Source organism: Geomonas agri (assembly GCF_020179605.1).
GTDB lineage: Bacteria > Desulfobacterota > Desulfuromonadia > Geobacterales > Geobacteraceae > Geomonas > Geomonas agri.
This window is the reverse complement of record NZ_JAINZO010000001.1, coordinates 20,206-43,068: the sequence shown is the minus strand read 5'-3', so window position 1 is coordinate 43,068 and position 22,863 is coordinate 20,206. Positions and strand designations below refer to the sequence as shown.

Here is a 22,863-nt window from a genome sequence, read left to right as displayed (position 1 = left end):
TTCGGTACCTGGCCATCTTTTAGCAGAAGCTGTGCCACATTATCGTTTCCAGCAGAAGCTGTAATCGTTACGATTAGTTACATAAAAATGACCGAACAACGCCCCCAGTACGCCTGACCCATTACAGGCAGAGCCGCCTAATACTTGTGCAACAACAGGGGCTCCCGCTGCAGCTTCGAGCCCCCGCGCCACAACCGCGCCGACCACAACGCGAACCGGCCCGGATACCGGTTTTATGACCCTTTATTTATTTGTAAAGCGAATCAAGAAAAGGTAGATTGTCCCGGTTGCAACGAGAGCCGGCAGGCGCCGGAGCGGAGGATGTACGTGGTCATCACCTTCATAACTATTTTCGCGATCGGGATCGCGGCCGGCGTGGTCGGGGCGATCCTCGGCCTTGGCGGCGGCATCATCATCGTCCCCGCACTCACCCTCGGCTTCGGCATGCCGATGCGCACCGCGGTCGCAGCCTCGACCGTCTGCATCATCGCCACCTCGACCGGTGCCGCGGTCGCTTTCCTGAGAGATCGTCTCACCAACACACGAGTGGCGATCTGGCTCGAGATGGGAACCTCGCTGGGCGCCCTGACCGGTGCCCTGGTGGCCGCCCTGGTGAACCAGCGCGTCCTGTTCATCCTGTTCGGACTGCTGCTGGCATATTCTGCCTACAACATGTTCCGCACCAGGAAAGAGCACACCAGACCCGATGTGGTTCCGGATGCCATCTCCAGCAAACTCAGGCTGGGGGGCTCCTACTACGACAAGGCGCTGGGGCGCCGGGTGGAGTACCAGGTGACCCGGACGCTGCCGGGGCTGATCATCATGTACTTCTCGGGGGCGGCCGCGGGGCTTTTGGGGATCGGGGCCGGGATCTTCAAGGTGCCGGCCATGGACCAGGTGATGGGGATGCCCTTCAAGGCTTCCAGCGCCACCTCCAATTTCATGATCGGGGTGACCGCTGCCTCGGGGGCGGTAGTGTACTTCGCGCGCGGCGACGTGAAGCCGCTGGTGGCGGGGCCCGTGGTGCTCGGGGTGCTGCTCGGCGCGATCCTGGGAGCACGCCTGATGATGCGCATGCCGGCCAGCAAGATCAGGCTGTTCTTCATGCCGATCCTAGCCTACACGGCTATCGAGATGATCTACAAGGGGGTGAAGTGGTGGTAGCGATCGAGCCGGAGGAAAAGGCGGAGCACCCGATCGAGCTGGTGCTGGCGAGGCTGTTACGGTTGGGTTCGCTGGTGGCTGCGGCGCTGCTCGCCGTGGGAATCGCCCTGATGGTACTCGGCCAGACCGCATTTGCCCCCAGGCTGATCACCGTGGGTCTGCTGGTGCTGCTAGGCACCCCGGTCCTGCGCGTCATAGCCGCCGCGGTCATCTTCGTCAAGGAACGCGACTGGCACTTCGCCCTGTTCTCTCTGGTGGTGCTCTGCGCCATCGCCGCAGGAATCTACTTCGGCAAGGGGATGTGACGGGGGCTACTCCTTTTCCCCGTCTCCTTGGCCGCCGCCGGCCAGCTTCTGGCGCGCCCTCTCGGCAATCTGGCGCCGCCGCGGCCCGCTTACCAACTTCTCTTCCAGAAAGGCGATCATGGCAATCCCCGCCGTGACCAGCACCCCGATTGCCAACAATTTCAACACGAACATGCTTACCCCGCTTTTACCGTATCTTTACGCCTGCCCAATCTGCCTGAAGCGCCGTCCGTTGTCAACCTCGCCATCCCTGCTCTCTTGGTCCCGCTGGCGAAATTGGAGTGGAATAATACTTCTTTTCGTGTAGAATGAGCCGCCCCTTATGTTCATGATTTGCAATGCCCCCAGGCAACCGGGGATGGACCAGTTTCGGGAGTTTACCGGGACAACGCCAAGGCCGTTGCCGCCGAGCTTCCCAAGAAGTCCAAGATCCTGGCCAAGGAACTCAAGGAAGGGAAGATCAAGATCGTTGCTGCAAAGTACGACCTGGACGACGGCAAGGTCACCCTGCTCAAGTAGCCGCAGCCGCACGCAAACAAAAAGCCGCTCCCATCAGGGGGCGGCTTTTTCAGTTCAGTGCGAGTGCTTACCGGTTCAAGGCTCCGCCCGGTGCAGCTTCGGGATCAGGGACTGGTCTAGTTCGGCCATCTGCTCTTCCCCCAGCGTGAGGAGCGCCTCGCGCAGCAGCCCTGCCTCCGCCACCACGCGGGCGACATCCACGCCCAGGCAGGTATCGGGGACCCGTCTCAGGAGGTCGGGGCCCCGCTGCAGCAGCCCCTCTGCTCCCTTGAAGTTGCCGTTACGCCAGTGGTACAACGCCACGGCGACCTGCAAAAGTCCCTGATAGAAATCCCGCAACTCCCCTTGGGCGCCAACCCAGAGTTCCTCGAGCGTCTCGTGACATGCGAACCACTCCTGCCCGTTGAACTCCGCGATTGCCTGCTGCAGTTCTTCTGAAGGCGTTACCTGGCATAGTTGGTCCCCCGGTACCCTCGGCGCGGACATCGCTAGTCCACCAGCACCGGGCGCAATCCCGGCAGGAGCTTTCTGGCCTGGCTGTCACATCCTACGCAGGAGATCCGGTCGATGTACAAGCCGTCGGCTCCCGGGGTGCAGGAGGCGGCAGGGAGGTCAGACTGGCTCGAGGGCTTGCCGCAGCCGGCAGCGCCGCTGGTGCAGATCCGGCTAATGCGCACAAGGGAGTACTTGGTCACCACATGCTGCTGGTAGCTTTCGCCGGGGAGGAACCCGGAACAGTCAGTGGCAGGAACGATGACCCACCAACCGATCAGCTTGCCGTTTTTGTCGTATTCCTTGTTGGAGCGGTCCACCTGGGGATCGTACATCATCGCCTTGATATCACGTAGAACGGTGTCGCTGCTGCTGGCCGCGGCGAAGATGGGGAGGCCGCAGACCTCCTGGACTGGCATCTCCTGGCAGACTAGGTCGGACATCGAGTTGGTGATGGTCACCGGGTGCAAGAGCGAGGTGTAGAGGTAGCGGCCGGAGAGCGTCCCCGGGGACTTCGTGTCCCAGGCGGCGTGGCTCATGCGACGTTCGGGGATATTGCAGATCTGGGGAAAGGTGCAGGAGGGCTGGCATGCCTCGGCGCAGATGGCCATGTTGGAACGGGTCCCCGGTACCAAGGCGGCGGTAGCCACCGGCGTGGAGCCGAAGTCTCCGGTGCCGCTGATCTTGGCGATGAAGGTGCCCAGGGTGCCCAGCCCCACCGAGCTGCTTTCGGCGGTGCGCCTGGTCCTGACCTGTATCGCGTTCACCGGGGTGGCGCCGGGAGTGTAGCTGCGGCTGCTCATGTTCCAAAAGCCGACCGTGATATCGTTGTCACCGGTCAGCGCGTTGCCGTTGTTGTTCAAAAGTCCCACCAGGGCGGCGGCATCGTGCTTGCCGGTGACCAAGTCCACCGCCGTCGCGCGCGCCTGGGGCTGGACCACATCTCTGGAGATGTCGGGCAACCGCGCGGGGTCGGTCTGCGCCTGCAACAGGTAGCGCTGCTTGATGCTCTGCGCCCCTGTAAGGGCAGCCATCTCGGCGGAATGTTGCAGATCCTCTTCGCTGACGTACATGTAGCCGATGTCGATGGCAAGACCTGTCACCACCAGGAAGACGACCAGCATGATGGTGACGTAACTGGTATCGAAGGCTGACTCTTCTTCGGACACGATCATCTCCAGAGTGGGCAGTGTTTGTTGCGGGTGCGACATAATAACATCATCGCGAAAAAAAGGGCCATGCAGAATCGCATGGCCCCTTCATTTTTTTTAACGTCGGTGCAACAAGACCTAGGCGGAAACCTTGACCGTGGCTTTCTCTCCAACAAGCTCGGTTGCCTCGACCTCGACCGCTTTCTTCTCACGGAGGAAGAAGGTGATCACGGTGCCCAAGGCCAGGCAGGAACCTGCCAGGATGAAGGATTTGTTCAGGCCGCCCGGCTGGGCGTTCATCATCTCGGAAACACGCCCCATGACCAAGCCACCAACACCCCAAGCGGAGAAGAGCACGCCGTAGTTGAGGCCGTAGTTCTTGAAGCCCCAGTAATCCTTGGCGAAGGAGGGGAACAGGGTCAGGTTGGAGCCGTAGTTGAAGCCGATCAGCGAGGCAAGCAGAACCAGCATGGCGGCAGAACCGGAACCGACCACCGGAACGGCGGCGAACATCAGGATGGCCTGGAAGCCGAGCATGAGGGTCAGGGTGGCGCGGCGGCCGATCTTGTCGGAGAGCACACCGGCGACCACGCGGCCGGAGGCGTTGCCGATAGCCATGATGGCCACGGCGACGAAGGCCATGGCGCCCATGCTCTGCTTGGCCAGACCCGCGACGGAGCCGATCACCATGAGGCCCGCGCCGGCGCCGATGAAGAAGGTTGCCCACAGCATGTAGAATTTCGGGGACTTGAGCATTTCGCTCACGTTGGCGTCATAGCCGGACTTCTTGGCCGGGGCCGCCTTCTCGTCACCCTTCAGCGCCGGCTCAGCCGGAACGTACCCTTTGGGCGGGTTCACCAGGGCGAAGGAGAGGCCGCAGACGATGACCGCGAAGCCAGCGGCGAGGATGTACATGGACTGCTGGATGCCGTAGACGCCCAGCAGGTAGCTGGACAGCGGCGCGATGTAGACCGGCGCGAGACCGAAACCGGCGACCACGATGCCTGCGATAAGGCCGGTCTTTTTGGAGGAGAACCATTTCAGTGCCGGCGGGGTGGCGGCGGAGTAACCGAAGCCGAAGCCGGAGCCGGCCAGGACGCCGAAGCCGGTGACCCAGGCGGCGTAGCTGTTGGAGTAGCCCATGAGGCAGAAGCCCGCACCGACCAGGATGCCGCCGATCAGCGCGGTGCGCGCCGGGCCGATCTTGTCCTGGCACTTGCCGGCGAGGATCATGGAGAAGGCAAAGGCGAGACAGCAGAGCGCGTACGGGTCGTTGATGGAAGCCTTGTCCCACTGGAAGGCGCCCGCGGCGTGAGACTCGATGGACGCCTTGATGGCACCCTTGAAGATACTCCAGGCATACAGCACCCCGAGCGCCAGGTTGATTCCGGTTCCGGCGAAAACTACCTGCCAGCCCTTGTTAGATGTTGTCTGTGTCATGCCTTTATACCTCCATGTTGGGATTGACCGCTCTTGCCACAGACCTTAGCAACTCGCATACCAATGTTTTACGATTTTGTATATTTTTCAAAGTTGCGCAATTTCAGCATATTACAGCGATACACTCGACACACTCTGCGCGAAGGACAACGCGCCCTTTTCGCATTACAGCAAAAGGCCCGACCGCTGATAAAACCGGTGGAACTCGCTGATGCGGCGTGATATCAGCACGTTGATCATTGCTGCCGCGCCGCCGCATGCCTTTCGCATAAATGCAAAAGGTGTGTTCATGTTTTGCAAAACTGTAAATATCGTCGGATTTGTATAACAGGTGGGTATCAAAATTTCGGGAAACCAAAAGCAAAGGCCGGCTCAACGAAGAAGGCCGGCCTTGTCTCTTGCCCTGCGGGGTAGGCTCAGCAGAACAGGACGTTCCCCCTGCGCTCGGGGCCGCGGTAGGTTCTCCCCCCCATCCCTCTCACGCAGTCGACGCCGACCTGCACGCACTCACCGTCGCTGCGCAAGAAGGAGACGATCGCCGCCTGCTCTATCAGTTCCTGGAGTTCTTCTGCCTTTACCAGCCCGCGTCTTTCATCAGCAAACACAACCGGAATCTTCATAGCGCCCTCCTCCGTTACCGTTCAGGGTAGTTCAATCTTTGTTAGTGTATTCTAGCAATGCCCGCGAGGTTGGCAAGAACGGCGATGGTAAAATTCGCGGCCTCACTGTCATATCCCTTGCCGTAAGAGCATCCACCAGACTTTCTAAAGGGTACCGTGACAATTTCCTCATTTCCTTCACATTATCTTCATATTCAGGAGGTACCGTATCTCCATAGGACACCTGAGAGAGCCACCATTAAGCCTGATCGACAAGGAGAAGTGACATGAAAACACAGCTAAAGCAATTGGCACTGTTCACCTGCATCACCGCGTCAGCCGTTATGGCTGGCCACAACGCGTTCGCCGGCTACGGCCCGATGCCTGGTGAAGACGGCAAAGAGTGCGCAGAGCAGCAAAAACCGGGCGGGCACCGTGGCATGTTCATGAAGATGGCCAAGGAGTTGGGGCTCTCCGACCAGCAAAAGCATGAGGCACGGGCGATCTTCGAATCAGGCCGGGCCAAGAACGCCCCGCTGTTCGCTTCCCTCAGGCACGAGCGGCACGAACTGCAGGCCCTTGTTCGCTCCGGCAGCGCCGACGAGTCCGCCATCAGGACCCAGGCGGCACGAGTGGCGGCACTGCAGGCGGACGTCGCCGTGCAAAGGGCCGCGCAGAACAGACAATTTATTGCCCTGCTGACACCGGAGCAAGCGGCCAAGTTCAAGGCACTGCGTGAAGCACGCCGCGAAGGCCGTGGCCGCCACGACAGATAACCTGCAACAGGCGCTGTCGCCCCGGCTGCGGCAGCGCCCTTCACCGAGCCGTTTTTCCCTGCCACGCCCCCCCTCGCCAACGCGGCCATGCCGCACCTCTGCCAAAATCAGTTTACGTAAAACCTTCCGCACCTCATGTTGGGCAAACTCCGCCGCGTTGTGCATTACTCTGCAGTGGCGTAAAATAGCAGCTGGTTAGGAGGTGTCACATGAGACAACTAAGACCCATCTTTTTAATACTGTTTCTCCTTTTGGGCGCCTGCGCCACCGATCCCGATGTGCACCAGCAACGCATGGCAGCTCTGCCTCAGCACTACAAGCAGTTCGACGTCCTCATGGGATATGAAGTGATACCGGCTAACGGAAGCACCGTGGTCCAGGGTGTGGTGAAGAACGTGCGCTATTTCCAGATGCGTGACCTGGAAATCTGGGCGGTGCAGTTGGACGATCAGGGCAGGGTCCGGGCGCGGGGGATGACCTTCATCATACCGACCGAACTGGAACAGGACGAAAGTGCGGACTTCAGAATCAAGATCCCGGTGCAACTGGCTGCGGGAGACCGGCTCCGCATCACCTACAAGTACTTCGGCTACGATGGCGGATCTCGCGGCCTTGGGGACACCAACTGGATGCAGAGCTTCGAGACCACAGTTCGGTAACAGGCACTCTCAAGCCGGGCGCAACAGCGACAGTACAGCGACAGTACAGCGACAGTACAGCGACAGTACAGCGACAGTACAGGGACAGTACAGGGACAGGCAATGGTCAACAAACGGGATGAAGACAAGGCCACCAGTGACGTCCAAGCCCCCTCGCAGCGGGCCGGAGACCAGTACTTCCGCCTGATGGCGGAGCAGGTGAAGGACTACGCCCTGATCCTGCTCAACGTCAAGGGCGAAATCGTGTCATGGAACAACGGCGCCGAGCGCATCACCCGCTACCTCGCCCACGAGATCCTGGGCAGGCACTTCTCCCTGCTGCACCCCAAGGAGGAGATCCGCTCCGGCACTCCGCAGCGGGAACTCTCGATCACGGACAGCATGGGAAGCCTGGAGCTGCAGGGGTGGCGCCTGCGCAAGGACGGCAGCCGCCTCTGGGCCGCCATCACCCTGAACGAGTTCCGGGATCCGGATGGGGGGCGTGCCGGGTACGTGCTGATCCTGCATGACAACACCGAGCGGCGCGCGTCCGAGGAGGCGATGGCGAAAAGCCGCACCATGCTGGAGCGCCTCTTCGAAACGGCACCCGACGCCATCGTGGTAGTGGACGGAGGGGGTGTAATCCGCAAGGTGAACCAGCAGGCCGAGGTGATCTTCGGTTACATGCGCGAGGAACTGGTGGGCCAGCGCATCGAGACCCTCATCCCCAAGCGCTTCCACAAACGTCACCGCCAGCACCTGCGCAACTACTTCGGTGATCCCAGGGCCAGGAAAATGGGGATCGGGCTGGAGCTGTACGGGCGCCACAAAAACGGCTCAGAGATACCGGTGGACATCATGCTGAACCCCATAGAGGCGCAGGAATCGACCTGGGTGTTCGCCGTCATCCGGGACATCACGCTGCAAAAACAGGGAGAAGCGAAGATCCTCGAACTGAACCTCGCCCTAAGGAACCAACTGGAGCAGTTGGCCGCCACCAACCGCGAGCTCGAGTCGTTCAGCTACTCGGTCTCCCACGATCTGCGGGCGCCACTTAGGCATATCATCGGCTTCGTCGACCTGTTGAACGCTAAGGCGGGGACGGGACTGGATGAAAAGAGCCGCCACTATCTCGATGTCATCGGTAGCGCTGCCAAGAAGATGGGACTGCTCATCGACGACCTGTTGGCGTTCTCCAGGATGGGACGCAGCGAGATGATGAAAGGTTGGGTGGACCTGGGGCTATTAGTGCGGGAGATCGTAGCCGATCTGCAAGGGGACCTGCAAGAAAGGGAGGTGCAGTGGGATATCGCGCCGCTGCCGGTAGTTTTGGGCGACGCCGCCATGCTGCGCCAGGTGCTGATCAACCTGATCGGCAACGCCATCAAGTTCACCCGGTCTCGTGCTACGGCCACGATAGCCATCGGCTCGGTGGAACGGGAAAACGAGCAGGAGGTCTACGTCAGGGATAACGGTGTCGGCTTTGACGAGGCCTACGCCAACAAGCTGTTCGGGCTGTTCCAGCGCCTGCACGCCAACGAGGAGTTCGAGGGGACCGGAGTGGGGCTCGCAATCGTGCAGCGCATCGTGCTCAGGCATGGTGGCAGGGTCTGGGCCGAAGGGGGACTCAACACAGGCGCCTGTTTCTGGTTCTCTCTGCCCAACAAGGTCGACTGACCCGCCGCAGGGGAAACGCGGACTAAAGCTTGTTCCGCAACGTTTCCTTCAGTTCCAGGATCGCGAGGGTCTGCATGTACTCACCTAGAAAGTCGATATTCTTGAACGCCACACCTTCGCCGAAATAATCGTCGATCTCATGAATCGCCTGCTTCATCAACTTCTGCCCCGGGGTCAATCTAGCCAGATCTGGGTTCATCGTTCGCTCCGCGATGTGTTGTGGTTTTGAATTAGATCATTTTAAACACGAGTCCACAAGTGTCAACAACTCCGACGCTTTCCCGACGCCAGAAGTTCCCCCAGCTAGGGTATGCCACGAACGGCGTGATCCCCTACAGCTCGTTATTTGCCCTGCGCAGGAGCAAAAGTCTTCGGGAGCGGTCCGTAGTCGCACTACCGACTTTTCTAGCACAGGTCGATTTCAACCACCGCTCCTCCTCGCCTTCCTTGTCTGGGCCTCCTGGTGACCACCGGGCCGAGCCCGTGGGGTCGTACCTGACGCGGTGCCGATTCTACTCCGTTGCCTTGATCACCGTCAAGATGCGGAACAATAGCGTAAGTGACGCGGTGGCATAGAAAACGGTTGCCTGAGGCGGCTGACGCTTGCTATAGTGCGCCGCATTATGCTAGGGGAAGATAGGAATGACTGATACGGAAAACCAGATGGGGCTCTTCGAGTTGGACGGGATGAGCGGAAACGTGCCGCCCTCCCCCGCGCCGGCCAGGGAGTCGCGCAAACCCAAAAACAGCACGCAGCCCAAGGCGTCGCCCCGTTCCGCCACAGCTCGCCCCGCCCCCGAAAAGGGGAAGGTCGCCCCCAAGGCGGGAGGCAAGGTTGTCTCGGGAATGGTGCCTGAAGGGGACGTGCGCCTCACCGCCAATATCAGGCAAGATCTGCACCTGAAACTGAAGATTGCCTCGGCCTACCGCAGGACCACCATCGGCGAGATCATCGAGGAACTGCTGGAAAAGTACCTGTGAAAAAGCGGTTCCACCTACCTCCTGCACCCGCACCAACTATTTGGATGTGGCAGGTAAGGCAGAGCGAGCTGCCGTGGTCACTCATCACTAGATGATTTCTTTCCGGGTTCAGAGGGGCGTGACAGGTCAGCAGCCGACTTTGCCGTTCACCAGCAGGATCCTGCTAGTGCCGAACAGAGGCTTGTAATCCGCGTGGTTGGCTGCTACGTAGTCCAGGTAGTCCATGCCGCCGGGTGCTCCCGGGTGAAGGGCTGTGAACGGGTCCTGCACCCCATCCTTTACTGCCTGACGTACACGCTTTTCCGGCTTGGTGTCCGGCACGTGCGGTTCCTCCCCGTGTTTCCCTTGCCCCCCCTTTGCACCCCCTTGCCACCTTGGCTCCACCAAGAGATCGCCTCAAATAGCGTACGCGAATGCCAAGACCTACAACCACGCAAGGGTCCGTACAAACACACGCAGTATCGCACCCATACGTACCTTTCACTAACCCCAAAACGTCGTCGCCATGGAATACAATTATTTCAATGCTGGCCTACTCGCAGCTGCAACTCGCACACTAATCCTTGGCATGGCACTTGTTGCACAGGCTGCGCTGAAAGATGGCGAACCGCGAGGCGGGGCGGCCGTAGTAGGCTTGTCTTGCCTCAGCCTCGGTCCTCCCCTGCGCTGTTACAGAAGAGGCCCTGCTGTCTATGCCTGCGTAGCTGCCATTTCCCACCATCATGGTTGCCTCTGTGTTCCACCTGGTCATACTGTCCCACCCGGAGGCATGACCACGGTGACAGGAGAGGCAGGAGACGTTGGGCCTATCTCCCATGCCACCAGGGCCGCTCGTGACTGAGCCGTCACTGTTGGCGGTCATCTTCAGGACGCTGTAGTCATCAGTTCCCATTTCGTAGGGAACCAAAGAGGTGTACGAGGTCGCTTGGCTACCGTTGAGGTCACCTGACTTAACGTAACTGTTATAGTTGGCGACAATCTGGTCGCTGAACTTCGCGTTGTTGCCGGCCACGTGCTGTGAACCGCCACTTGAGTGGATCCCAGAGTGACAGTTCTGGCACCACTCGGACATGCCGCTGCCGTAGGCCACACGGGTGTCGCTGCCTGCTTCCGAACGGTTGTAATTCTCGGGCGACACGGCGACCGGCGGATCGGTCCTAAAAGGTTCCCCTCCCAGAGCCGACTTAGGCAGGTACCCCTTGCCCGCAAGCATCCGGTAGGTCCCCACGGCCTTGGTGGCATCAGGGGCAGGGCTGTTCTTGTACGAACCGGACGAAACGATTTTCACACCGCTGGAGCTTATGCTGCCGTCCTGGTTCCTGCGGTAGTTGCCATGAGGGTCATGGCAACTTGTACAGGAAAGGCTGGCGCTCGGGTACTGACCACCTGGGGATACAGCGTGCCTGCCGTCCCGGCTGTACCCGAAATCGATGGCCACTATATTGTGCCCATGACTATCGCCGGAACTCGTCTCCATCTCTCCCGCCTCATTCCTCCACCGGTAGTTCTTCTTAAGCCACCCGAAGTCTCCCCCGGGGGACAGTTGCACGGGAGCCCCACCCGCAGAGAGGTCGGCCTGCGCTGTCGCAACATAGTGTCCATTAGCCCTAAGCATGGAAGCCGGCGCCTGATGGCAAATAAGACAGGTAGAACTGGCATCACTCCCCCGCAATTTTATACCACCGCTGTTGTCAGGGAGCTTTTTCTGAGTCGTTCCCTCTTCACCAAATGCGTGACACCCTTCGCACTGCCCCACTGTACCCGAGTGAAATAACTCTGCCGACGCGCCGAAAGCCGGACCGGTTATACAAGCAGCTATCGCTAAAAACATGGAGATTTCTATTATAGGTGTTTTTTTCATTGTTGGCCCCCTTACGCGTTATGCCATTGACATTTCACGAACGGTGCCGAATATTATCAACCTAGATTTTATCCAAAACAGCCCGGAATAATTACCTTTTTAACGAGGTGTCACACAAAAAACTGATTTGATTTTTCAACTGCAGTTGTATACCATCTGAACACCTGTTCAATTATTTTCCTGTCAAGGCTGACGGGGACTAGCAAGGGACATATGAAGAAGGGAGGAAAGGGGTAGGACCGGCACCATGGCATGTTGCTCTGGTGCCATCAGAAGTGTCGCGGACTACTCGCGTGGCCGAGTGGACACCGAGCGGTTCATCTCGTAGGGCACACAAATCGGCAAGGAGGCTGCATAGGCCCTCGAGGAGGTTCTCTCCCGCAGGACCTTCGACCTTCACCGAGCTCAATTTACACTCCGTATGGGGTACAAGCGCTTCGACCGGGAACGGTCGGGATGTAGCTTGCGAGAGGGCAATGCGGATCAAAGGGTCAACTGCTCATCACATTACTGCCCGAGACGACCAGAAGGACCTGCTGAAATCATTGAGTAGCGCTACGACAGGGCTGCCACCACCATCACTAGCCAGGTTGCCGATCAAGACGTGGTAACGCCATACAGGACAAGATCGTGGCCAATGCGATTCCCGATAGGTTGGCGCACATGCCCATTAGATCGACCTGCAGGGGAATGCCTTCGGCGGAAGAGATCGACGTTGACCTGACACGGGACCTATGAGACAGTAATGACCCTCATCACCTCGCGACTACACCGACTACACTTGGTACCAGACGCTCACCAGCAACGGCATCTTCATCGTCGCGCGATGGCCTTGGTTGAGTGCTTCAAGAAGCGCCGCTGCCTGAAAGCTAAAGGCGTGGTGGTTGACCAAGAGATTGCGCTCAAGGAAGTTAAGACAAACTGCGACTCGTCCAGTTCATCGCCGAAAACGGGAACAAGTATCCTTCATCACCAACGCTCATCACTTGCAAGGTTGTGGCAGAGCTTTATAAGGATCAGAGGCAGATCGAGCTGTTCTTCAAGTGGATCAAAGTAGCCAGAAGGTGAAGACGTTCTTGGAGGCCTCCTAGTACGCTGCCCAGACTCAGCTCTGGATCACCATGTACGCTTACCTGCTGCTCGCGTGGCTGAAGTTCAAATCGAAGCTCGGGCTGTCCGCACAGCGAATGTTTCGATTATTACAGATGAATTTGTTCGAGCGCAGAATATTTCGACCACGCCAACTACGCAAAACCCACAGCTGGCGCTACTTTAAAAACTATGGGACAGCAGTGGGTCTATCCATTGATTCTCTGACTCTTAGCGCCGAATATAGTTAACAAGGGCCTATTCGTCTCGACGGCTTTCTATAAGTTTTAAGTTTTTTCAAATGTAACAATCCAAGGAGGCAACACAAATGGGTAAATACTGCATGTCAAAGAAAGTATGGATTGTTTTATGGGCTGGACTCGCCCTTATCACTGCTAAAAGCCTAACCTACGCTGCGGCCCCAAAGGCGCCCTCCCTCCCAAAGCCGCAAAATATGACCCAGGCCAAGACACAGGCGACCACAACAGATATTCCAATCCCCAAATTATTGAATGATGACTGCATAAAATGTCACAGCAAAGCACCTGCTGACATAGCTGCGGCAGGCACCAAACACAAGACAGAGATCGGCTGCCAGGACTGCCACAATGGGCATCCTCCTAAAACACGCAAGATCATCCCGCTCTGCAGTCAATGCCACGAAGGAAAGCCTCATTACAAACTGGCCGCTTGCAACAGTTGCCACTTCAATCCCCATACACCTCTGAACATCAAAATGGGCAGAAATATCACAGATCCCTGCCTTACCTGCCATACAGGTCAGATCGTCAAGTTACGTGACAACAAAAGCAAGCATACGGCGCTCTTTTGCAGTACGTGCCACAACACCCACGGCATGATTCCTGAGTGCACCCAATGTCACAAAGCACACTTCGCGGAACAGACCAATGCCGACTGCAAAAAGTGCCACCAGGCACACATGCCGAAAAACATTGTATACGACGCCCAAACACCTTCCAGGGACTGCGCCGCCTGTCACAAGAAAGCTTTCGAGCAACTTACGGCCAGTGCCTTCAAGCACAAGAACCTGGCTTGCGTGACTTGTCATAAGGCAAAACACAAGATGGTGCCTCAGTGCCAAAGCTGTCACGGTACACCACACCCGGCATCTATGCTGGCCAAGTTCCCGAAATGCGGAACCTGTCACAGCATCGCGCACGATCTGAATAACTATAAAGACACAAAATCCCCACAACTTGGCACTACTAAAATTCCGAATAAGCAACCCAATAAATAATCGGTCACGGGGAAGGCATATACAACAGAGGGCCACTGCACTGCAGTGGCCCTCTGTTGTATATGCACCTATTTTTTTTATTCAGAAGTAGTGATGTGCCTCGACATTCAACATCATTTCAATGAATACCCCAGCATTCGAGACATGCAAAAATCACTCTCATAAGTCGGATCTGCCTTTTGGGACTGATCCATTTCACTGCTTTTTCGAGAGCTTTGAATTTTGGACAAGAAGTATCGTCATATCTTTGCAGTGAAAGTTCTGCTCCCAGGCTTTGCATACCACGGGATGACGCAAGCATATTAAGGCCTGATGGTCGCGTTTTCCACAATGACTTTATAAAAATACCCGCTCCCGAAATCCTTGTCTTTGGCCAATGTGCCAGTTATTGTCACAATTTTACCTACTGTCGGGAGTGCCTGGGTAGTGGTCACCGTCAAATCGTTATCTTGTCTGTTTGAGGAACCACTACCATCCTGCAGATGTATCCAGTTCCTGTCCATGATCCCGCCCGACACCTTGACCACTTTTCCCTTTACAGTCACCTTTTGCTTGTCAAGGGCGGCCTTTCCTGTGAAAAGTTCACTCACCTTGTAGACTTTTCCGGCTGATGACTTTTCATTTTTTGAACCCGCATCCGCACATTGCCCAACCGCTGGAAGTGCAAGCGCAATTGCAAAGATCAGGACTTTCGTAAATTTGTTCATTCATACTCTCCTTAAATGTTTAATTGCCTCGTTGTCAACGCCTCGGTGTCAACCAGAAACCGCACAAAAACATAACGGTTCTAATTAGCAACAACGAGCCATTAATCTTGTCCCCCCCGGCAAAGCCGGGGAACTTGATTGGTGAAGCGCTCAAAACGGTCGTTTAAATCTGAGACCGCTTAAAAGCGACTAAGTTCGTAATTGAAACTGGTCTATCCTTAGATCCTCTCTCTTGGCGCCGAATATAATCGACTATGACCTGTTCGTCTCGACCGATGGTAGAGACGAAGCAACCGCCAGCCCAGAAAGGTTTTACACTTGAAGTACTAGTGCGACCACCAAAGTTGCTTGCAATAGCAATTGCGTTCTTGCCCTTGATGCACCCGATCACTTTGGATACCGCACGCTTCGGCGGTATGGAGATATTCACGAACGGAGGGAGGCGCCACTTTACCCTGGAGCAGTCAAACTTTTCGGGGTCCCCCTGCAAAGCCGGGCGTATTACGATTGCAGCCCCCTGGAAGGATCCTGTCCACATTCGATTATTTCAGAATCAAAACCCAATCTGCAAGCCCCAATCATACTCCCAGAAGTTGTCGAACGTTGGAAGTCCCCACCAACAGGTGGGGTGTTGCCTTTAGAAAACTACATGTTATCGTGGCAGCGCTGACAGTTAAACCGTGTTGAGAATGCTACCTGGTCATCATGGCAGGCACCACACGATTTTCCCTTATCCATATCCTGCATGGTCATGCGAGGCCGGGATTTTTCATACCCAAGCTTGAATACCCGGGGATGGCAATCGACACATTTGTATGCGGGCAAATGGGCAGCATGCCTGAAATTGACTTCCCATGGTTTTCTTGCCTTCATAAGTACATTACCTGCCAAATGACATCGGGAACAGTCCTCCAAGGCAAAGGCTATTTTCCCTTTGTGACAGGCACCGCATGACTTGCCCTTTTCCATTTGGGCCATGCCAACAGAACGATTCCTGCTAGGTTTGAAAAGACGCGGATGACAAACATCGCACTGGATCTTTGAAATGTGTGCGGCATGAGGAAAAATGACATCACCGGTCGGTTGGACACGAAAGCTCACGTCCTTCACGGTGTGGCACCTCCCACACTTTGAAAGCGAAAAAGCGCGTTTACCGTGGCAGGCCCCACATGACCGGCCGCTGTACATTTCAGACATGGTGACCGGGCGCTTGCCGTGAGATTTATAGATGGTCGAGTGACAAGTGATACAATCATCGCCGTTTATTGTTTTATTGGGGAAAAGTGCCTTAAAGTGCTTATCATGGCTGAAGACGACGGTCCCTCCTTCACGGACTGAATAGACATAATCCAGAACCCCCAGGGCATTGGCGGGAATGGCACTAAGCAAAACAAACGCTGCAAGTGCGCCAACGAATCTGTATGGGTATCGTAATGGTTTCAAGTATCAATACCTCGGAATTAAAATTGGGGAAATGACACCTCCTACATACCATCCCGCAGCGCCTTGCCGTCGGCCAGACCGTTGAAACAGCCGTAGGCCATTCCCAACCCCAAAGAGGTGGGCATCAGATCGCCGTTGGAACCGCCCGCGGCTGCGGGCGTCTGTCCGGATGCCGGCTCCTGGGTTGGAGCAGGCACTTTCTCCTATGCCGCAGGCAAAGGTGCTGTCATGACCAGAGGTTGCGCTGACAGCATCGGTTTACCCGCCGTTTTTGGCGGCGTACAGATCGATGGTACAAGGGCGACATCCTGCATGCTGAAATTAGTTGTAGTGTCCCTGGCTATTTGGGTACCACTGGGGACAAAGAAGGCCACTGTTACCGCAAAGTGCAGGGCAAGCGAAAGCGCAAAGGCATACCCCAGTTAGCGTTTCCTGGCATCCGGGTGGAACGCGCGTAGTTTTGATTCTATCAGTGGCAACCGAAACAGGCTGATGTGAAAGGAGCGTACACGTTGACAGTCCCGTTTGCATGCAAGGTCGTATTGGTAATAGTGTCGCCGACGCCGTTGTTCGGGCTGCTGGCATCAGGATGGCACAACTGACACTGGTTCAACGCCCCGGTCGGGCCTTGACCACCATGATAGCCGCTGTGCCACACATTGGATCCGGATGAGCCATTACGCGGAGGATCGTCGTGGCAGGCGGTGCAACCGGCCGCTCCGGTGGCATACCAGGAGGGGGTTGCCCTGCCAGCACTGCCGTAATAGTTCACAGTAGTCAGGACCACTTGTTCGAGACCCCAATCGTAGCTGTAATAACTGAAGGTGCCGGGAGGGACGGCGTGGCAGGCAACATTGGAACAACTCTTTAAAGTCGCGTCAAAGGTCGGTGCGGGCAATCCGGCGCCATAGGCGGGGCCGTTCTTCGCGAAGGCAAGGCGCCCGGCTACGCTATGGCAGACCTTGCAGTTGTAACCGGCTGTTGCATGACCGCCATGGGCACCGGTAGGGGTGCAGTAAGGGTCACCGTCTACGCAGGAATTGGTCGCAATCAGTGCTGTTTTCTGGGTGCTTTTCGTTTTGGCTGCCTTTTCAGCATAGAACGCATCAACGGACTGATCGTGGGGAGCCCAGTCAGCCCCGTCGAAGATGTATTCGCGATTCTCGATCGTATTGACCCAGATCATGCCGAACACCGCTTTCGCGGGGGCAACGGCTGATGTCACTTTGCCTGTGCGAGGGAGCGCATTAATATCTGCCCCCTTCGCAACGACTGTCTGCCGGTTGTATTGGGCAGTCTGCGAGGTCGCAGGTTGGCTCCCGCATGAAGCAATGACCATGAACAAAAACACACAGATCACTACAAAGCCAAGCCGGACTGGAAGATAATAACGGTTGGTGTTCATAGCTTGTTCCCTTCCTTGTGGTAGTATCAGGTAACCCGGCCGTTAGGTTTGCTGAACGCGGGACCAATGGCTCTGCATCCCCGTCCCCCGGTGTGTTTACCCCCAGCCGGTGGCGTGTTCAAAAAAAACACCCTCTCGCCTGTTCGCTGGAAAACAATCAATGGCAGCCAAAGCAGGCAGACGTGAATTTTGCCTGCACGTTGACGACACCGTTCGCGTGCAGTGACGAATTGGTAATCGTATCGCCGACACCGTTATTCGGACTGCTGGCATCGGGATGGCAGAACTGGCACTGGTTTCTGGCACCGGTCGGGCCTTGGCCACCATGATAACCGCTGTGCCACACGTTGGAGCCGGTAGAACCGTTGCGAGGCGGATCGCCATGGCAGGCGCTGCAGCCAGCCGGACCGGTGGAATTCCAGGCAGGAGTGGACTGGGCAGCGCTGCCGTAGCTCACAGTTTCGAGGTAGAGGTCACCGCTACCGTCCATGGTGTAAAAGCTGAAAGTGCCGACAGGGATGGCGTGGCAGGCGATGTTCGAACAGGTCTTGGTTGCTGCGCTGAAGGCAGGGATACCTAATCCAGAGCCGTAGGCGAGGTTGTTCGGAGCAGTTCGTGCGAAGGAAACCTGCCCGCCGACGTTGTGGCAAACCTGGCAGTCGTAGCTGCCATGACCGCCATGGGCGCCGGTCGGAGTACAGGCGGGGTCGCCGTCAAGGCAGACTTCATCCTGAGTCATCATCACAGTCTTGGCGGCGTTTTTGGTTTCTAGCGCCTTTGCCGCATAGAACTCATCAACGGATTGGTCATGAGGCACCCAGTCAGCCCCGTCGAAGATGTATTCGCGATTCTCGGCCGTGTTGATCCAGATCATGCCGAATACAGCCTTTGCAGGGGCAACAGCTGCCGTCACCTTGCCTTTACTGGGAAGCGTGTTTACCTCAGCGCCCTTGGCCACGACTGTCTGCTGGTTGGATTCGGCAGTCTGTGCGGGTGTGGACGAATCGCCACAGGAGGCAATGATCATCAGCGATGCTGCGCCAATCAGTCCAAGGGCAAGCCTAGTGGGGAGATGAATGCGGTTGGCGTTCATGTTGTGCTCCCTCCTCTGTTGAAATCTCTGAGCTCCCACTTTCCAATACGTTCACCTTGGCTCAGAGTAATTACTAAATAGCATCAATAACGAACAAGCACTATAAATAAGCACTATAAAATAGGTAATATTAACACTAACCCCGTCATGCGTTAGTTACAGAACCCTGAAATTCGGCTTTTCCACCCAGCCATATACTTGAAATGATCAATAGATGTATGCTGCAATCATAACCTACTTTTAATTTCGCTTTCTATAGGTTTCTTTTCCAGATTCACTCTTCAGCACTAAGGTCTCTTCCTGAACGACAGCCTTCAGACCCTTTTTATCCCCCTGGAAATCCACTTCAAGACTATAGGAATGCGGTGTCGTCTCTCTCCAAACAAACGCAAGGGCCGGCTGATTCTTCCCCTGAATAACACCGGAATTATCTGGCTTGAACTCTACGAGTTCCTGGACGTTGACGTTTTCCCATGTACCGACCACGTCCGGTTTTTTACTGCAGCCGAGTGCTAGTGCTACCAGCATGATCACTATCGTGGCCTGCAGTACATTCTGCCTTGTGAGGCTACGTATTAAACTTGATAGAAATTTCATTGTATATCCTTTCATTGGCGAACTCGTCGCATAGGTATCAGGACCGGGAGGAGTCAGTCCTTTGCGTGGCATTTGCTGCACATGGACCGTTGTTTGGAAACAAAAGCATCCGAAGTCCGGTCATAATAGGCTCTAGCTGTTTCGGCAGCGAGCCGCCCCTGGGCAGCAGCCACTGACATGGCTGACTTGCTGTCGCTGCCGACAAAGGCACCTTGATCAACTATCATGCCGCTACGCACATTCCAACGGGTCATATGGTCCCAACCGGAAGCGTGCGCACGGTGGCAGGAAAGACACATAACGGTTGACCCGTTTTTGGGGCCGCTTCGATCAGATCCGTTACTGTTCGCGATCACACTTAGGATGTCATAGTCTCTGGTGCCCATCTCGTATGGTACAAGTGAATTAAAGGCGCTGTCCTTGGAACCGGTGGTACTCCCGGAGCCCCGATAACCGTTATAGATGCGTATGACCTCAGTTGTCAGCAGTCCCGTGTTGCCCATGGGATGGGCATCCTTATGCGTCGTGACATGGCAGTTCCGGCACCATTCCGACATACCACTGCCATAGGCAACCCGGGTGTCGAATCTTGTTTCCGCCCGATTATAGTCGGGAGGAGAAAGCGCTGCCGGAGGATCGGCAGTGAAGGCAAAATCACCCTTCAGCGCAGCAGGCTGGTACCCGGCGCCCGCCAGCATGCGATATGTCCCCACCGTGCCAGCGGAGTCCGGATTCGGGCTGGTGCTGTACGAGCCGGAGGATTTTATCGGCAAGCCGTTCAGGCTGACGCTACCGTTTGCCGACCGGCGATAGGTGCCGTGAGGGTCATGACAACTGCTGCAGGACAGCCTGTCGGCCGGATAGGTACCGCCAGGGGCCAGGGCATTGGTCATATCCGGGTTGAAACCGTAATCGCGGGCCACGATATTGTGCCCGTGGCTGTCACCGGGGCTGCTCTCGTCGTTGACGTTATTGCCCTTGGACGACCACTTGAATGTTTTCAGCAGCCAGCCAAAATCGCCTGCCGGCGTCAGTTGCACCGGCGATAGCCCTGCAGCCAGGTCCTCCTTGCTGGTGGCGATGAAGATCCCAAAAGGCTGCCGCTGCCCAACCGGGGCGGAATGACAGCGCAGACAAATTGAACTCGGATCCATGCCGTTCAGCAAGCCTTGCTGCAACTCCGTACCCGGCACCACTGCCGCCGCTGAGGATGTAGTGCTAAATATCGGCTGAACCTTTTTGACATGGCACACATCACAGCTTGCGATGCCGCCGTTGTGAAAGCCTTTCGGGAACGAAGAAGTCGGCATCTCGAAACACCACGCTGCCCAGGAAAGGGGTGATACCACCGAGAACAGACAAACAAGAATGAGAGTCTGTTTCCTAGCCATAAAATCACCTGCCCGACTTTCACCGCTGCGTCACACATCCCATCCCCCTCCGGGTCCGCCAAAGGAGGAGGATGTGTGATGCCGATGGTGCCTCTATTGCAGCTTGAACATTTGAATACGGCTGTTGTCGCGGTCTGCGATAACTAAAATATCATTTCCGGCTAGGCATTCTTGGGCGGGATAGAACACCTGACCGGGCTTCCAGCCGAAGTTTAGATAACGGCCAAGAAACGAACCGTCAGGTCCCAGCAGGACTACACCGTTGTCATTCTGATCCAGCACAAAGACGCGCCCCTGACTGTCGATATCGATTGAAACGGCAAAGAAGAGGTAGTCCTGCAGGTCCTTGCCCATTTCCTTGAAGCTGTTCTCGTTTGCAGCAGCCCGGTAAACTTGGTCTTTCATGCTGTCCAGAATGAGGACCGTGCCCTGCTGGTCGACAGCAACGTCGGAAATATAGCCGTAATGTGCAGGAAACGGTACCTGACGGATAAAGAGCCCGGCGGGATCGAGTATCAGCACGCGTTCGCCTAGAATATCGACCAGGTAAATGTTGCCCTTGGCGTCGACCGCCAGGCTTCGCGTCACGGTCCCTGCAGGCCCGGGAACATTCTGGGGGTCGAGGTAGGCGACAAACGTGTTGTCGGCCGCCACTCGGGCTATCTTGCGGCTCTTGCCATCCAGCACCAGAGCTTCACCCTTGGGGGTGAATTTTGCCCGAAGCGGATAGGTCAACTGGGGGAGCTTGATCTCGACCCCATTTTTGAGGTCGTCGTTAACCAGACTGTAGCGGACCAGTCGGCCATTTCCTGTGTCGGACACCAGCACCGAGGTCTGGCTGCAGGCAACCCCTTCGGGGGCCTTCAGCGGCGCGTTATTGGCATCCTGGCTCGTTACCGCCAGCGGTCTGAATTTCACGGTAGTGGCAGCCTGGGCGGTATATGCGCCGACGGTCACCAGCAGAAAAGCAAGTATGCACAAAGTACGGATCATCATTATCACCTCGCGAGCTTCTCATGGCACTGGACACATACTTCTGTAGTTGTCGGATAAAAGAACATCTTCTTGTTTTCTGTCCCGTGGGAGCGATGACACGAAACGCAACCCAATGTAAGGTTTTTGTTCCGCGGATCGACCGACTTCTCACCGATCGGGTGGGCTGAATGGCGGCCCCAGTCATGGCAGTCGAGGCAGAGATCGTAGCGGTAGTCCTTTTTGGTCAGGAAGAGGGAATTCGATGAATGCGGATCGTGGCACTCATTGCAGCGACCTTCAGCAACCGGTTCATGTTTGGAGGTGTTCTTCTGCTGGCGCTTCATGGTGTCACCATGGCACTTGTAGCACAGTTGCGCCATCGGCTCGCGCAGCAGCCCTTTGGCCTCAGATGCATGAGGATTATGGCAAGCAAGGCAGCCCCCCTTGCTCAGCACAGGCCAATGCACTCGATTCTTGTCGAACGTCTTATTGACCATGTCGTTGTGGCACCCGCGGCAGAGCCCGATCCCTTCGGATTTAACCATGAGAGGGTTAGGTGAGGTGGCATCCATGTGACACTGGTTGCACATGCGTTTGGCGACCGGTGAATGGACGCTCTTGTGGAGCAGGCCCGGACTGTCGGAACCGTGAGGATTGTGGCAGCCGGTGCAGCGTGACTTGCTGACAGGGTAATTCATGTGCTTTTTGATGAACAGCGGTTTATCGCTCTTGTGGCATCCCAAACAGAGAGGGGTGATATCGTTTTTGAGCAGGAACAGCCCATTCTCTGAAGCGTGGGCCTGGTGACAGGTAAGGCAGTTGCTCTCCACGGGGGCATGCCGGTATTTGACCTTGGCGAGACTCTCGCCAAGGGTCTTGTGGCAGCTGAAGCAGAGGGTCTTGCCTGCCATGAGCAGGTTGTCCTTGTTGTCCGATGAATGTGGGTCATGGCACTTCATGCAGCCGCCATCGGCCACCACCTTGTGGACGCTGCGCGCCTTGGCGGGAATCATGGACGCATGGCAGAGCGAGCAGACCTTCTTGGTATCGGCAGCCAGCATCTTGCCGTGGGAGGACGTATGGGGGTTGTGGCAGCCGTTGCACTCATTCTTTTTGAGCGGTGTATGAATCACCTTCCGGGCCATCTTCTCCTTGAAATTGTTATGGCAGTTCAGGCAAAGGATGCCCCGTGCCCCCGGCTTAAGCTTGAACTGCTGATCGGTGCCGGCCGCCAGGCAATGGTCCCAAACGGTCAGCACCATGATTGCCAGCAATAACGTAACGCTCCACACTCTCATGTAT

General features: G+C 56.6%; 25 protein-coding genes and 1 pseudogene. 9 read left to right on the top strand and 17 right to left on the bottom strand.

Annotated features, from left to right (window positions below):
• Positions 1-321 precede the first annotated feature (321 nt).
• Complete coding sequence (locus tag K7R21_RS00200; RefSeq protein WP_224981176.1) at positions 322-1,164, top strand: sulfite exporter TauE/SafE family protein; 843 nt, start codon at positions 322-324, stop codon at positions 1,162-1,164.
• Positions 1,158-1,469, top strand: a complete 312-nt coding sequence (locus tag K7R21_RS00195) for a DUF1634 domain-containing protein (RefSeq protein WP_224981175.1) — start codon at positions 1,158-1,160, stop codon at positions 1,467-1,469. The genes K7R21_RS00200 and K7R21_RS00195 overlap by 7 nt, the downstream gene beginning before the upstream one ends.
• A gap of 6 nt (positions 1,470-1,475) precedes the next feature.
• Here the strand turns inward: K7R21_RS00195 and K7R21_RS00190 are convergent, their stop codons facing one another.
• The gene (locus tag K7R21_RS00190; RefSeq protein WP_224981174.1) at positions 1,476-1,643 is read right to left on the bottom strand and encodes a hypothetical protein; all 168 of its coding nucleotides are present in this window, start codon (positions 1,641-1,643) and stop codon (positions 1,476-1,478) included.
• A 159-nt stretch (positions 1,644-1,802) separates the two neighbouring features.
• Here K7R21_RS00190 and K7R21_RS00185 point away from each other — a divergent pair, with 159 nt between their 5' ends.
• Positions 1,803-1,988: a carbonic anhydrase gene (locus K7R21_RS00185; protein ID WP_224981173.1), complete on the top strand. Its 186-nt coding sequence runs from the start codon at positions 1,803-1,805 to the stop codon at positions 1,986-1,988.
• A gap of 75 nt (positions 1,989-2,063) precedes the next feature.
• On the opposite strand, the gene K7R21_RS00180 is transcribed toward K7R21_RS00185, so the two are convergent.
• The 4 genes from K7R21_RS00180 to K7R21_RS00165 form a co-directional block, all read right to left on the bottom strand.
• The gene (locus tag K7R21_RS00180; RefSeq protein ID WP_224981172.1) at positions 2,064-2,474 is read right to left on the bottom strand and encodes a DUF309 domain-containing protein; all 411 of its coding nucleotides are present in this window, start codon (positions 2,472-2,474) and stop codon (positions 2,064-2,066) included.
• Between the two features lie 2 nt (positions 2,475-2,476).
• Entirely contained in the window at positions 2,477-3,655 is a 1,179-nt protein-coding gene (locus K7R21_RS00175) for a pilus assembly protein TadG-related protein (protein WP_224983388.1), read from the bottom strand.
• Positions 3,656-3,769: 114 nt separating this feature from the next.
• Complete coding sequence (locus K7R21_RS00170; RefSeq protein WP_224981171.1) at positions 3,770-5,071, bottom strand: L-lactate MFS transporter; 1,302 nt, start codon at positions 5,069-5,071, stop codon at positions 3,770-3,772.
• A gap of 416 nt (positions 5,072-5,487) precedes the next feature.
• Positions 5,488-5,691, bottom strand: coding sequence for a GSU3473 family protein (locus K7R21_RS00165; protein ID WP_224981170.1), 204 nt, complete (start codon positions 5,689-5,691; stop codon positions 5,488-5,490).
• A 266-nt stretch (positions 5,692-5,957) separates the two neighbouring features.
• Here K7R21_RS00165 and K7R21_RS00160 point away from each other — a divergent pair, with 266 nt between their 5' ends.
• From K7R21_RS00160 to K7R21_RS00150, 3 genes are all read left to right on the top strand, one after another.
• Entirely contained in the window at positions 5,958-6,446 is a 489-nt protein-coding gene (locus tag K7R21_RS00160; RefSeq protein WP_224981169.1) for a Spy/CpxP family protein refolding chaperone, read from the top strand.
• A gap of 209 nt (positions 6,447-6,655) precedes the next feature.
• A complete protein-coding gene (locus K7R21_RS00155; RefSeq protein WP_224981168.1) occupies positions 6,656-7,105 on the top strand; it encodes an FxLYD domain-containing protein in 450 nt (149 codons plus the stop codon).
• A 102-nt stretch (positions 7,106-7,207) separates the two neighbouring features.
• Entirely contained in the window at positions 7,208-8,761 is a 1,554-nt protein-coding gene (locus K7R21_RS00150) for a sensor histidine kinase (protein ID WP_224981167.1), read from the top strand.
• Between the two features lie 22 nt (positions 8,762-8,783).
• On the opposite strand, the gene K7R21_RS00145 is transcribed toward K7R21_RS00150, so the two are convergent.
• Positions 8,784-8,960, bottom strand: coding sequence for a hypothetical protein (locus K7R21_RS00145; protein ID WP_183348221.1), 177 nt, complete (start codon positions 8,958-8,960; stop codon positions 8,784-8,786).
• 443 nt (positions 8,961-9,403) lie between these two features.
• Between K7R21_RS00145 and K7R21_RS00140 the strand changes: the two genes are divergently transcribed.
• A complete protein-coding gene (locus K7R21_RS00140) occupies positions 9,404-9,742 on the top strand; it encodes a hypothetical protein (RefSeq protein ID WP_224981165.1) in 339 nt (112 codons plus the stop codon).
• Between the two features lie 126 nt (positions 9,743-9,868).
• Here the strand turns inward: K7R21_RS00140 and K7R21_RS00130 are convergent, their stop codons facing one another.
• Both K7R21_RS00130 and K7R21_RS00125 read right to left on the bottom strand, forming a co-directional pair.
• Positions 9,869-10,063 carry a hypothetical protein gene (locus K7R21_RS00130; RefSeq protein ID WP_224981163.1) on the bottom strand — a complete coding sequence of 65 codons (195 nt, stop codon included), beginning with the start codon at positions 10,061-10,063 and terminating at the stop codon, positions 9,869-9,871.
• Between the two features lie 235 nt (positions 10,064-10,298).
• Complete coding sequence (locus tag K7R21_RS00125; RefSeq protein ID WP_318248302.1) at positions 10,299-11,357, bottom strand: cytochrome C; 1,059 nt, start codon at positions 11,355-11,357, stop codon at positions 10,299-10,301.
• Between the two features lie 1,007 nt (positions 11,358-12,364).
• Between K7R21_RS00125 and K7R21_RS00120 the strand changes: the two are divergent.
• Positions 12,365-12,879 (top strand): annotated as a pseudogene (locus K7R21_RS00120) (IS4 family transposase); the annotation flags it as partial.
• Between the two features lie 267 nt (positions 12,880-13,146).
• Complete coding sequence (locus K7R21_RS00115; RefSeq protein WP_224983386.1) at positions 13,147-13,950, top strand: cytochrome c3 family protein; 804 nt, start codon at positions 13,147-13,149, stop codon at positions 13,948-13,950.
• Positions 13,951-14,252: 302 nt separating this feature from the next.
• Here the strand turns inward: K7R21_RS00115 and K7R21_RS00110 are convergent, their stop codons facing one another.
• The 9 genes from K7R21_RS00110 to K7R21_RS00070 form a co-directional block, all read right to left on the bottom strand.
• Positions 14,253-14,657 (bottom strand): hypothetical protein, encoded by a 405-nt coding sequence (locus K7R21_RS00110; protein WP_224981159.1) that lies wholly within the window; start codon positions 14,655-14,657, stop codon positions 14,253-14,255.
• A gap of 163 nt (positions 14,658-14,820) precedes the next feature.
• Positions 14,821-15,195, bottom strand: coding sequence for a transposase (locus tag K7R21_RS00105; protein WP_404813613.1), 375 nt, complete (start codon positions 15,193-15,195; stop codon positions 14,821-14,823).
• 107 nt (positions 15,196-15,302) lie between these two features.
• Positions 15,303-16,100 (bottom strand): c(7)-type cytochrome triheme domain-containing protein, encoded by a 798-nt coding sequence (locus K7R21_RS00100; protein WP_224981156.1) that lies wholly within the window; start codon positions 16,098-16,100, stop codon positions 15,303-15,305.
• A 469-nt stretch (positions 16,101-16,569) separates the two neighbouring features.
• Entirely contained in the window at positions 16,570-17,505 is a 936-nt protein-coding gene (locus K7R21_RS00095) for a cytochrome C (protein ID WP_224981154.1), read from the bottom strand.
• 157 nt (positions 17,506-17,662) lie between these two features.
• Positions 17,663-18,598 carry a CxxxxCH/CxxCH domain c-type cytochrome gene (locus tag K7R21_RS00090; protein ID WP_224981152.1) on the bottom strand — a complete coding sequence of 312 codons (936 nt, stop codon included), beginning with the start codon at positions 18,596-18,598 and terminating at the stop codon, positions 17,663-17,665.
• Between the two features lie 240 nt (positions 18,599-18,838).
• Positions 18,839-19,195 carry a hypothetical protein gene (locus K7R21_RS00085; RefSeq protein WP_224981150.1) on the bottom strand — a complete coding sequence of 119 codons (357 nt, stop codon included), beginning with the start codon at positions 19,193-19,195 and terminating at the stop codon, positions 18,839-18,841.
• Positions 19,196-19,248: 53 nt separating this feature from the next.
• Positions 19,249-20,586, bottom strand: a complete 1,338-nt coding sequence (locus tag K7R21_RS00080) for a cytochrome C (protein ID WP_224981148.1) — start codon at positions 20,584-20,586, stop codon at positions 19,249-19,251.
• Between the two features lie 93 nt (positions 20,587-20,679).
• Positions 20,680-21,582 (bottom strand): NHL repeat-containing protein, encoded by a 903-nt coding sequence (locus K7R21_RS00075; RefSeq protein WP_224981146.1) that lies wholly within the window; start codon positions 21,580-21,582, stop codon positions 20,680-20,682.
• Positions 21,583-21,584: 2 nt separating this feature from the next.
• Complete coding sequence (locus K7R21_RS00070; RefSeq protein WP_224981145.1) at positions 21,585-22,859, bottom strand: cytochrome c3 family protein; 1,275 nt, start codon at positions 22,857-22,859, stop codon at positions 21,585-21,587.
• Between the last annotated feature and the right edge of the window lie 4 nt (positions 22,860-22,863).

Bases quoted from the DNA above. Each gene is read 5' to 3' on its own strand.
- K7R21_RS00200 (WP_224981176.1), top strand. From the start codon at position 322: ATGTACGTGGTCATCACCTTCATAACTATTTTCGCGATCGGGATCGCG.
- K7R21_RS00140 (WP_224981165.1), top strand. From the start codon at position 9,404: ATGACTGATACGGAAAACCAGATGGGGCTCTTCGAGTTGGACGGGATG.
- K7R21_RS00190 (WP_224981174.1), bottom strand. From the start codon at position 1,643: ATGTTCGTGTTGAAATTGTTGGCAATCGGGGTGCTGGTCACGGCGGGG.
- K7R21_RS00175 (WP_224983388.1), bottom strand. From the start codon at position 3,655: ATGATCGTGTCCGAAGAAGAGTCAGCCTTCGATACCAGTTACGTCACC.
- K7R21_RS00115 (WP_224983386.1), top strand. From the start codon at position 13,147: ATGACCCAGGCCAAGACACAGGCGACCACAACAGATATTCCAATCCCC.
- K7R21_RS00150 (WP_224981167.1), top strand. From the start codon at position 7,208: ATGGTCAACAAACGGGATGAAGACAAGGCCACCAGTGACGTCCAAGCC.
- K7R21_RS00090 (WP_224981152.1), bottom strand. From the start codon at position 18,598: ATGAACGCCAACCGCATTCATCTCCCCACTAGGCTTGCCCTTGGACTG.
- K7R21_RS00095 (WP_224981154.1), bottom strand. From the start codon at position 17,505: ATGAACACCAACCGTTATTATCTTCCAGTCCGGCTTGGCTTTGTAGTG.
- K7R21_RS00110 (WP_224981159.1), bottom strand. From the start codon at position 14,657: ATGAACAAATTTACGAAAGTCCTGATCTTTGCAATTGCGCTTGCACTT.
- K7R21_RS00070 (WP_224981145.1), bottom strand. From the start codon at position 22,859: ATGAGAGTGTGGAGCGTTACGTTATTGCTGGCAATCATGGTGCTGACC.
- K7R21_RS00145 (WP_183348221.1), bottom strand. From the start codon at position 8,960: ATGAACCCAGATCTGGCTAGATTGACCCCGGGGCAGAAGTTGATGAAG.
- K7R21_RS00105 (WP_404813613.1), bottom strand. From the start codon at position 15,195: ATGTGGACAGGATCCTTCCAGGGGGCTGCAATCGTAATACGCCCGGCT.
- K7R21_RS00180 (WP_224981172.1), bottom strand. From the start codon at position 2,474: ATGTCCGCGCCGAGGGTACCGGGGGACCAACTATGCCAGGTAACGCCT.
- K7R21_RS00165 (WP_224981170.1), bottom strand. From the start codon at position 5,691: ATGAAGATTCCGGTTGTGTTTGCTGATGAAAGACGCGGGCTGGTAAAG.
- K7R21_RS00160 (WP_224981169.1), top strand. From the start codon at position 5,958: ATGAAAACACAGCTAAAGCAATTGGCACTGTTCACCTGCATCACCGCG.
- K7R21_RS00155 (WP_224981168.1), top strand. From the start codon at position 6,656: ATGAGACAACTAAGACCCATCTTTTTAATACTGTTTCTCCTTTTGGGC.
- K7R21_RS00170 (WP_224981171.1), bottom strand. From the start codon at position 5,071: ATGACACAGACAACATCTAACAAGGGCTGGCAGGTAGTTTTCGCCGGA.
- K7R21_RS00085 (WP_224981150.1), bottom strand. From the start codon at position 19,195: ATGAAATTTCTATCAAGTTTAATACGTAGCCTCACAAGGCAGAATGTA.
- K7R21_RS00075 (WP_224981146.1), bottom strand. From the start codon at position 21,582: ATGATGATCCGTACTTTGTGCATACTTGCTTTTCTGCTGGTGACCGTC.
- K7R21_RS00080 (WP_224981148.1), bottom strand. From the start codon at position 20,586: ATGGCTAGGAAACAGACTCTCATTCTTGTTTGTCTGTTCTCGGTGGTA.
- K7R21_RS00125 (WP_318248302.1), bottom strand. From the start codon at position 11,357: ATGCTTAGGGCTAATGGACACTATGTTGCGACAGCGCAGGCCGACCTC.